Annotated in this window: 9 protein-coding genes; 3 read left to right on the top strand and 6 right to left on the bottom strand. The window is 70.7% G+C overall.

Annotated features, from left to right (window positions below; all coding sequences use genetic code 11):
- On the bottom strand, positions 1 to 836 hold an 836-nt coding region (locus SCI24_RS04950), incomplete at its 3' end, for an exodeoxyribonuclease V subunit gamma (protein ID WP_318724324.1).
- Between the two features lie 141 nt (positions 837 to 977).
- Here SCI24_RS04950 and SCI24_RS04945 point away from each other — a divergent pair.
- The 3 genes from SCI24_RS04945 to SCI24_RS04935 all read left to right on the top strand — a co-directional run bounded on the left by SCI24_RS04945 (position 978) and on the right by SCI24_RS04935 (position 3,579).
- A complete protein-coding gene (locus SCI24_RS04945) occupies positions 978 to 2,294 on the top strand; it encodes a DUF2252 domain-containing protein (RefSeq protein WP_318724323.1) in 1,317 nt (438 codons plus the stop codon).
- A gap of 103 nt (positions 2,295 to 2,397) precedes the next feature.
- Positions 2,398 to 2,850, top strand: a complete 453-nt coding sequence (locus tag SCI24_RS04940; protein WP_318724322.1) for a hypothetical protein — start codon at positions 2,398 to 2,400, stop codon at positions 2,848 to 2,850.
- A gap of 78 nt (positions 2,851 to 2,928) precedes the next feature.
- Positions 2,929 to 3,579 carry a flavin reductase family protein gene (locus SCI24_RS04935; protein WP_318724321.1) on the top strand — a complete coding sequence of 217 codons (651 nt, stop codon included), beginning with the start codon at positions 2,929 to 2,931 and terminating at the stop codon, positions 3,577 to 3,579.
- A gap of 10 nt (positions 3,580 to 3,589) precedes the next feature.
- Here the strand turns inward: SCI24_RS04935 and SCI24_RS04930 are convergent, their stop codons facing one another.
- The 5 genes from SCI24_RS04930 to SCI24_RS04910 are packed head-to-tail and all read right to left on the bottom strand — an operon-like array spanning position 3,590 to position 8,773.
- The gene (locus SCI24_RS04930; RefSeq protein ID WP_318724320.1) at positions 3,590 to 4,537 is read right to left on the bottom strand and encodes a D-2-hydroxyacid dehydrogenase family protein; all 948 of its coding nucleotides are present in this window, start codon (positions 4,535 to 4,537) and stop codon (positions 3,590 to 3,592) included.
- A complete protein-coding gene (locus tag SCI24_RS04925; RefSeq protein ID WP_318724319.1) occupies positions 4,534 to 5,286 on the bottom strand; it encodes a haloacid dehalogenase type II in 753 nt (250 codons plus the stop codon). Before SCI24_RS04925 ends, SCI24_RS04930 begins: the two co-directional genes overlap by 4 nt.
- Positions 5,283 to 5,882, bottom strand: a complete 600-nt coding sequence (locus SCI24_RS04920; RefSeq protein ID WP_318724318.1) for a 2-hydroxychromene-2-carboxylate isomerase — start codon at positions 5,880 to 5,882, stop codon at positions 5,283 to 5,285. Before SCI24_RS04920 ends, SCI24_RS04925 begins: the two co-directional genes overlap by 4 nt.
- A 9-nt stretch (positions 5,883 to 5,891) precedes the next feature.
- Complete coding sequence (locus tag SCI24_RS04915) at positions 5,892 to 7,409, bottom strand: malonyl-CoA synthase (RefSeq protein WP_318724317.1); 1,518 nt, start codon at positions 7,407 to 7,409, stop codon at positions 5,892 to 5,894.
- On the bottom strand, positions 7,406 to 8,773 hold the full coding sequence (locus SCI24_RS04910) for a malonyl-CoA decarboxylase (RefSeq protein WP_318724316.1): 1,368 nt from the start codon (positions 8,771 to 8,773) through the stop codon (positions 7,406 to 7,408). Before SCI24_RS04910 ends, SCI24_RS04915 begins: the two co-directional genes overlap by 4 nt.
- Positions 8,774 to 8,786 lie beyond the last annotated feature (13 nt).

The following is an 8,786-nucleotide window of genomic DNA, read 5'->3' as shown; positions in this document are numbered from 1 at the left end:
CGGCAGGGGTTGTGCACGCAGAGCAGCACCTGGCTGACCCGCGCCATGGCGGCCAGCGCCTCCAGGGTCTGGGCTGGCAGCGAGGAGATGCCGAAGACGATCACCCGGCGCGGCAGGCCGGGCGGACGGGCCTTTCCAACGGTCAGCTGAGGGCTCCCCGGGTCGAGTTTCTGGCATGCCTCGAGGAAGCGTTCGTGCACCGCCGCGCGGCTGGAGGCCAGGCCCTCGGGGCCGATGTCATCCCTGAGAGCGCGCCACAGCTCGGCCTGCCAGCGCTGCTCCTCGGCCAGCGGACGCGCCTCGCCGCGGGCGGAAAGGATCACGTCCTCGCCCGCCGCCCAGGCGGCGAGCCAGTCGGCGCGGTAGACCTGGTACTGGTCGAGGAGGTCGGCCAGCCGCTCGGCCAGCTGGTGGCGCTTGCGCAGGTCGTCGTCGTCTTCCAGGAAGCGCGCCAGGGGGGCGAAGGTGGGGGCGTCGAGCAGGGCCGGCAGCAGGCGCATCAGCCGCCACACCAGCCGCGGCTTGTCGAAGGGGGAGACCGGCGGCACCTGCTCTTCTCCCAGCACACTGCGGTATGCCTGCCACAGGAAGCGCGCCGGCAGGGTGACGTCCAGGGCCGCGGCGATGCCGGCGCCGCCGTGTGCACGGTCCTCGGCGAGCGCGAGCTTGAGCCACTGGCTGATGCCGTTGCTCTGCACCAGGATCGTCTCGTTCTCCAGCGGCCCCAGCGGGTGGCGGCGCATCCACTCCACCGCCAGGCCGCGCAGGGCCTCCAGGCGGTTGCCGTGGATCACCATGAAGCCGGGCTTAAGGGCGGCGTCGTCGAGGGCGGGCATGGCGCGGTTCCTTCGCTGGGTGCCGGAGCGGTCTCCACAATGGTGCCATATTCGCGGGGCGCGGGTTGCCCTGCGTCCTTGTCACTTTCCCGGGGGCCTGCTTGACTGGCCCTCGCGCCCGCCGACGAAGGGAATCCCGACATGACCCAACCGCTGACCCGCCACAATCGCGCCCGCCAGGTCCTCGACGAGATCCGTGCGGCCAATGCCCCGCTCTCCGACCAGGACCGGGCCACGAAGTACGACAAGCTCGCCGAGTCGCCCTATCGCTTCTTCCGCGGCACCAACCACCTCTACTGGCGTGACGTCTGGCACGACTGGCGCTTCGCGCTGTTCGGCGGCCTGCCGGAGACCCAGACCTGGCTGCAGGGCGACGCCCATGCCTACAACTTCGGCGCCTACGGCCACCATGACGACGCCGTGCGCTACGGCATGGACGACTTCGACGACGCCATGATCGGCGACTACCAGTACGACCTGTGGCGCCTCGCCATCAGCCTGGTGCTGGATGCCCGGGAGAACATGGGCCTGTCCGGCAAGGCCGTTCGCAAGGCGCTGAAGGCGCTGGTCACCAGCTACCACGACGAGCTGGCCGGCCACGTGGAGGGCGAGGTGCCCGGCGCGGTGACCCTGGCCACCGCCAGGGGGCCGCTCGGGCCCTTCATGAAGAAGGTGGGCAGGAAGAAGGGCCGGGCGAAGATGCTCGAGAAGTGGACCGTGCTGAGCGACGACGGCCGGCACTTCGCCGAGCGCCCCGAGAAGCTGGCGGCCCTGCCGGCGCACCTGGCCAGCCAGCTGCGCAAGGCGGTCGAGGAGGAGTACCGCCAGACCCTGGGCGGTGCCCGGCATGAGGCAGAGGCGGGGCACTTCCGCGTCAAGGACATGGCCCGGCGCCTCGATGCCGGCACCGGCTCGCTGGGCCTCGAGCGCTTCTATGTGCTGATCGAGGGCGGGCAGGACCACGAGCACGACGACGTCATCCTCGATATCAAGCAGCAGACCCCGCCGGAGGGCTGGCGGCTGATGGACGGCGCCGAGAAGCGTGCCTGGCGCCGCGCCTTTCCCCACGAGGGGCTGCGCCACGCGGCCGCCTTCACCGCCATCGCCGAGCACCCCGACCCCTACCTGGGGTGGCTGCACCTGGGCGACACGGTGTTCTCGGTGCGTGAGCGCTCGCCCTACAAGGAGGACTTCCCGACCCACAAGCTGGACGGCGCCAAGCCCTACCGCCAGTTGGTCAGGCAGTGGGGGCGCATCCTGGCCCGGGAGCACCTGCGCGGCGCCCATGCCCTGAGCCCCGACGATCCCGGGTGTTTCGCCCGCGCCGTCGGTCGCTGCGTCGAGGGACGGCTCGAGCGCTGCGTGGACATGGTAACCACCCTGGCGCTGAGCTATGCCGACTGCGTGCGCCAGGACTATCACACCTTCCTGGCATGGCAGGACGAAACTCCCTCATGAGCACCTGGCGGCGCCTCCCGTGGCCATGGCGCCGTGGACTATGCTGGAAAGCAGGCCGTAACGCGGCCAACGTCATTCCCGACGACCCGAAAGGAGGCATCCCATGACAGGCTTCAACACCCTCGCCAGACGCGTCTCGTGCCCGCTGGCCATCGGCCTGCTGCTCGCGGCGGGCCCCGCCCTGGCCAGTGAGGGCCACGACCTCACCTTCACCGGCGACGGCACCTTCATCGCGCCCCATGGCGGCCAGGCCATCCGGGTGGCGCTCTACGACGTGGCGGCCGGCGAGGTCGTGGCCACCGAACAGGGCACCGTGGCGGCGGAGGAGCCGCCGGCCTTCTCCTTCACCTTCCCCGGAGCGCTGGAGGAGGGCCGGCTCTACGACATCCACTACTGGATCGACTCCAACTTCGGCGGCGGCAGCGAAGGGAGTTGCGACCCGGTGAACGTCGACCACCAGTGGCGCGCTGCCCTCACCGACGTCAGCGAACCGGTCAGCCTCGAGGTGGCCCACGACCCCGCCCAGCAGGCGCCCGTCTGCACCAGCTTCGAGTAGTCGCGTCGGCTGACCTTGGACAACCGAGGCCCGCGGAGGCGACACTCCCGGGCCCGATCCCTGAAGCGAGACCACACCATGAGCGACTACCTGCTGGAGGAGCGCGGGCTGAGCCCGGGCAAGATCTACCGCCTGCTCTCGGGCAGCATCTGCCCGCGCCCCATCGCCTGGGTCTCGACCCGGGACGCGGCGGGCAACACCAACCTGGCACCCTTCTCGTTCTTCAACGTGGTGAGCGTCAATCCGCCGGTGCTGGGCTTCTCGCCGCTGCTCGACGGCGACGCCAGTCCCAAGGACACCATCCGCAACCTCGACGAGGTGGCGGAGTGCGTGGTGCATATCAGCGGCGAGGGGCTGGTCGAGGAGATGAACGCCACCAGCGCGGGGCTCGAGCACGGCGACGACGAGTTCGTCCACGCCGGCCTGGAGAAGGTCGCCATGCCCGGCGTCTCGGTGCCGCGGGTGGCCGGCGCCCCGGTGGCCTTCGGCTGCCGGCTGCGCGAGATCATCCGCTTCGGCGACCAGCCGCTGGCCGGCAACCTGGTGCTGGCCGAGGTGGTGTCGATCCACGTCGACGACGCCCTGTGGGACGGCCGCCACGTGGACGCCGAGGGGCTCAGGCCCATCGGGCGCATGGCCGGCAACGACTACGCCCGCTGCACCGACCTCTTCGAGGTGGAGCGCCCCGCCTCTGGCAGCGCCATGAGTCGCCAGCAGCGCGGCGGCTGACCGCCCGCGCTCAGCCGGCCAGGTTGGTCACCGGCTCGCCGTCGGCAAAGGCCAGCAGGTTGTCGAAGGCATCGCCAAAATAGAGCTCGTAGCTGTCCTTCTCCACGTAGCCCAGGTGCGGCGTGGCGAGCAGGTTGGGCAGCTCGAGCAGCGGGTGGGCGATGAGCGGCTCCTCCTCGAAGACATCCACCGCGGCCATGCCCGGGCGGCCGGCACGCAGCGCCACCTCCAGCGCCCCCGGCGCGACCAGCGGGGCGCGGGCGGTGTTGACCAGCAGCGCCGAAGGCGTCATGCGCGCGAGGTCCTCGGCGGTGACGATGCCGCGGGTCGCCTCGTTCAGGCGCAGGTGCAGGCTCAGCACGTCGCTGCGCGCGAAGAGCTCGGCCTGGCTACCGGCGACCTCGAGCCCCGCCTCGGCGGCACGCTCCCGCGTGCCCTCCCGGCCCCACACTAGCACCTCCATCTCGAACGCCTGGCCATAGCGGGCCACCAGCTGGCCGATCCGGCCGTAGCCGAAGATGCCCAGGGTGCGGCCCTTCAGGCCCGTACCCAGGGTGCGCTGCCAGCGCCCGGCTCGGAGGTTCGCCACCTCCTCGGGGATATGGCGCATGGCGGCGAGCACCAGGGCCCAGGTGAGCTCCGCGGCGGCATGGGGCGAGCCGGTGCCGGCCATCAACGCGATGCCGCGCTCCCGGCAGGCGGCGAGGTCCACGTGGGCCGCGCCGCCGCCGGTCTGGCTGATCACCTTCAGGTTGGGCAGGCGGTCGAGCAGTTCCGCGGTGATCGGCGTGCGCTCGCGGATCAGCACCAGCGCCTCGGCGTCCTGGAAGCGCTCGGCCAGGGCGTCCAGCTCGCTCACGGTGTCGTGGAAGACGGTGACCTCGTGCCCGGCCAGCCGTTCGAAGGCGTCCAGGTGGCGCACGGCGTCCTGGTAGTCGTCGGGGATGACGATCCTCATCGGCTTGATCCGGCAGGAAGGCCGAGCAGGTCGGCCAGGTCATGGAAGTCGTCGGCCACCAGGTCGACGCAGGGGTCGACGCTGAGGTCGGGCGTGGCCTCGGGGCCGTGCTCCAGGGGGCGCGGGACGAAGGCGGTGCGAAAGCCCTCGCGGTGGGCGGCCTGGAGGTCGTCCATGTGGGCGGCGACCATCAGGACCCGCTCGGGGGGCTGGTCGAGCAGGCGGGCGGCCATCCGGTAGACCTCGGGGTCGCGCTTGTAGTGGCCGGCGAGCTCCGCCGAGAGCACGCAGTCCCAGGGCAGGCCGGCGCGCTTCGCCATGTTCACCAGCAGCGAGACGTTGCCGTTGGAGAGGGTGGCCAGCACGTAGCGCTCGCGCAGGCGGGCCAGCCCGCCGACGCTGTCCGGCCAGGGCTCCAGGCGATGCCAGACCCGGTTGAAGCGCTCCCGCTCGGCCTCGTCGAGGGCATCACTGATACCGAACTCCTCCAGCAGGCGGTCCAGCGTCATGCGGTGCAGGTCATCGAGGCGTGTCCAGGGCAGCTCTCCGTGGCGCACCCGGTCCATGGCCGGCGCATAGCCGCCGCGCCAGGCGTCGGCGAAGGCCGCCCAGTCCACCGTCAGGCCCAGGCGCTCGCCCAGCGCCTCGCCCTCGCGGATGACGCTGCTGCGCCAGTCCACCACGGTGCCGAAGACATCGAAGGTCAGGGCCCTGACATCGGCCAGGGCGGCAGGCGGTTGCGTCATCATCTGTTCTCCAGGGCTTCCTCGAGCAGGTCCAGGCGATCCTGGCCCCAGAAGGGTTCGCCGTCGAGCAGGTACCAGGGCGCCCCGAAGCAGCCATCGGCCAGTGCGGCCTGGCAGGCCTCGTCCAGGCGCCGTTGGCCCGCCTCGCTCTCGGCGTCCTCCAGCAGGGCCGCGCCGTCCAGCCCGCAGGCCTCGGCAATCTCGCGCAGGGTCTCGGGGTCGGCGATGTCCCGCTCCTCGGCCCAGCAGGCCCGCATCAGCGCAAGCGACAGGTCGGCGATGTCATGCCCTTGTGCCTTCGCCGTCAGCGCCAGTCGGGCCGCCGGGCGGTCGTCGGTGGGGAAGTGCGCCGGTTCCAGGTTGAGGGCAATGCCCAGCCGCTGTGGCCAGCGCCTGAGCTCGGCCATGCGGTAGGCCTGGCGCTCCGGGGCGCGCCTGGCCAGCGGCAGCCCGCCGGTCCTGGGGAAGATCGCCCCGAGGGTGATCGGCACGTAGTCGATGCTGGCCCCGTGGCGGGCGGCGATCTCGCCGAGGCGCGCATGGCCCAGGTAGCTCCACGGCGAGACGTGGGTGTAGTAGTAACGGATCGTGGTCGGCACGGGTGCCCCTCAGCGGTAGGTGTCCTGGTACTGATCGCGCAGCTGGTTCTTCTGCACCTTGCCCATGGTGTTGCGCGGCAGGCTGTCGGCGAAGAAGACCCGCTTGGGCTGCTTGTACCTGGCCAGCTGGCCCTGCAGGTGGTCGAGCACCCGCGCTTCGTCGAGGCTCGCCCCCGGCTCGGGCACCACCACGGCGGTCACCCCCTCGCCCAGGTCGGGGTGGGGCAGGCCGATCACCGCGGACTCGTGGACGCCCTCGAGCTCGTCGATCACCTGCTCCACCTCCTTGGGATAGACGTTGTAGCCGCCGGAGATCACCAGGTCCTTGTCACGGCCGACGATGTGCACGTAGCCGCGCTCGTCGACCATCGCCAGGTCGCCGGTGACGAAGAAGCCGTCCTCGAGGAGCTCCTCGCGGGTCTTCTCGGGCATGCGCCAGTAGCCGACGAAGACGTTGGGCCCGCGGATCTCCAGCATGCCGATCTCGCCCTTTGGCACCGGCTCGTGGGTCTCGCGATCGGTGATGCGGTACTCCACGCCGGGCAGCGGCATGCCCACGGTGCCGGCGCGGCGCTCGCCGTCGTAGGGGTTGGAGATGTTCATGTTGGTCTCGGTCATGCCGTAGCGCTCGAGGATGGCATGGCCGGTCTTCTGCTCGAACGCCTGGTGGGTCTCGGCGGTCAGCGGCGCCGAGCCGGAGACGAACAGGCGCATGTTGGCGGTGACTTCCGGGGTCAGGCGCTCGTCGGCCACCAGCCGGGTGTAGAAGGTTGGCACGCCCATCAGCACCGTGCCGCGGGGCAGCTCCTCGAAGATCACGTCGGCATCGAACTTCGGCAGGAAGAGCATGCTGGAGCCGGCCATCAGGGTGACGTTGCACGCCACGAAGAGGCCGTGGGTGTGGAAGATCGGCAGGGCATGGATCAGCCGATCCTCCTCGCTGAAGCGCCAGGCCTCGACCAGGGTGGCGGCGTTGGAGCCCAGGTTGCGATGGGTGAGCATGGCCCCCTTGGAGCGCCCGGTGGTGCCCGAGGTGTAGAGGATCGCCGCCAGGTCGTTGTCGTCGCGCTCGACGATGGCGTCGCGGGGCGTGGCCTTCTCGGCCGCCTCCATCAGGCTGCCGTCGGCCGCCGTGCCGAGGGTGGCGACCTGCGGGCAGCCGGTGTCGGCGGCGATGCTGCGGGCGTTCTCGGCATCCTGCGGGCGACAGACGAACAGCGCCGGCTCGGCATCGGCGAGGAAGTAGTGGATCTCCTCCCCGGTGTAGCCGGTGTTGAGCGGCAGGTAGACCCCGCCCACGCGCAGGGTGGCCAGGTAGAGCAGGATCGCCTCGGGGCTCTTGTCCACCTGCACCGCCACCCGGTCGCCCGGCGTCACGCCCAGCTCGACCAGGGCGCCGGCCAGGCGCTCGGTGGCGCTCAGGGTCTCGGCGTGGCTGTAGCCGCGGCCCTCGCGGGTGGTGATGAAGTCGGCGTCGCCGCGCTCGCGCATGCTCCGGGCGAAGGTGGCGAAGAGGTTCTGGTTCATTTGGCGGTTTCTCCCTTGACCAGCTTCCTGGCCTTGCGGACGAGGTCCTTGACCTCGCTCGACCGGGCCACGGTGGCGTTGGCCGTGTAGTTCTCGTGGTTGCGCTCGATGTCGTCGAGCACGTAGAGGTAGTTGACCATCAGGCCGGCGGCCTGCCTGAGGCCCTTGGCCGAGACGTCGCCCAGCCAGTTGATGCGGTGCAACTCGGCGCCGTTGCCCAGGTGGAAGCGGGCCACCGGGTTGAGCGGCAGGCCGCGGGCGTTCTTCTCCTCGACCAGGTAGCGGGCGGCCAGCGGCTTGACCACCGCCCTCAGGCGCTCGGCCCGCTCGGCGTCCTCGTGCCATGCCGGCGCCTCCAGCTCGGCCAGAGACTCGCGCACCGCCTCGGGGAGGGTCTCGTCGTCGCGCCGCTCGGCCAGCCACTGGGCGAAGCCGGGCACCGGCGAGAGGGTGACGAAGTGCTTGAGCTGGGGCAGCTCCTGCTTGAGCTCCTGGACCACCTGCTTGATCAGGAAGTTGCCGAAGGAGATGCCGCGCAGGCCGGTCTGGCAGTTGCTGATGCCGAAGAAGGCGGCGGTGTCGGCGAGTTCGGGGTCGTCGATGCCGGCATCCTCGCCGGCACTCTTTCCAGACAAGATCGGCTGGATGCGGGCCGGCAGCCCCTTGTGCAGGGCCACCTCCACGAAGATCAGCGGGTCGTCGCCGATCGCCGGGTGGAAGAAGGCGAAGCAGCGCCGGTCGCGGGCATCCAGCCGGCGGCGCAGGTCGTCCCAGTCGCGGATCTCGTGCACCGCCTCGTAGCGGATGATCTTCTCCAGTATCGAGGCCGGGGTGTCCCAGTCGATGCGCTTGAGCATCAAAAAGCCGCGGTTGAACCAGGAGCCGAAGAGGTGGGCGAAGTCGGCGTCGATGGCCGAGAGCTCGGGCTGCTCGCGCAGCAGGCCGAGCAGGTCCTCGCGCATGCGCACCAGCTCGACGGTACCGCCGCTGGTCAGGTTGAGGCGGCGGATCAGCTCCTGGCGGCGCGGTTCGCAGGCCTCGAAAAGCGCCTCCAGGCTTTCGTTGTCACGCTGCTCGGCATAGCGCGCGTAGGCCGCGTCGATCTGTTCCGGCTCGGCGGCGAAGTCGCTGGCCAGCCGCTCGAAGAAGCGCTGCCGCTCCTCCGGCACGAGGCGCTGGTACATGCCCAGGGCGCGGCTGGCCAGGGCGATGCTCGAGGCCTCGCCGTCGCTCTCCAGCAGGCGTTGGCAGGCCTCCACCAGGCGGCGATGGTCCGGCGGTGTCCCGTCGCCCTGGCGGCGACGCAGCAGGGCGTCGCGCTGGGTGATCGACTGGAACATCTCCTGCAGGAAGGTCATGTTCATGATGGCGACTCCG

The sequence above is a fragment of the Halomonas sp. genome (genome assembly GCF_033549285.1).
In the GTDB taxonomy this organism is placed as follows: Bacteria; Pseudomonadota; Gammaproteobacteria; order Pseudomonadales; family Halomonadaceae; genus Halomonas.
The sequence above is the reverse complement of the archived record's forward strand: the minus strand, read 5'-3'. Positions and strand labels throughout refer to the sequence as shown.

Coding starts and splice junctions, on each gene's coding strand:
- SCI24_RS04945 (WP_318724323.1), top strand. CDS start 978: ATGACCCAACCGCTGACCCGCCACAATCGCGCCCGCCAGGTCCTCGAC.
- SCI24_RS04915 (WP_318724317.1), bottom strand. CDS start 7,409: ATGAACCAGAACCTCTTCGCCACCTTCGCCCGGAGCATGCGCGAGCGC.
- SCI24_RS04925 (WP_318724319.1), bottom strand. CDS start 5,286: ATGATGACGCAACCGCCTGCCGCCCTGGCCGATGTCAGGGCCCTGACC.
- SCI24_RS04935 (WP_318724321.1), top strand. CDS start 2,929: ATGAGCGACTACCTGCTGGAGGAGCGCGGGCTGAGCCCGGGCAAGATC.
- SCI24_RS04930 (WP_318724320.1), bottom strand. CDS start 4,537: ATGAGGATCGTCATCCCCGACGACTACCAGGACGCCGTGCGCCACCTG.
- SCI24_RS04910 (WP_318724316.1), bottom strand. CDS start 8,773: ATGAACATGACCTTCCTGCAGGAGATGTTCCAGTCGATCACCCAGCGC.
- SCI24_RS04940 (WP_318724322.1), top strand. CDS start 2,398: ATGACAGGCTTCAACACCCTCGCCAGACGCGTCTCGTGCCCGCTGGCC.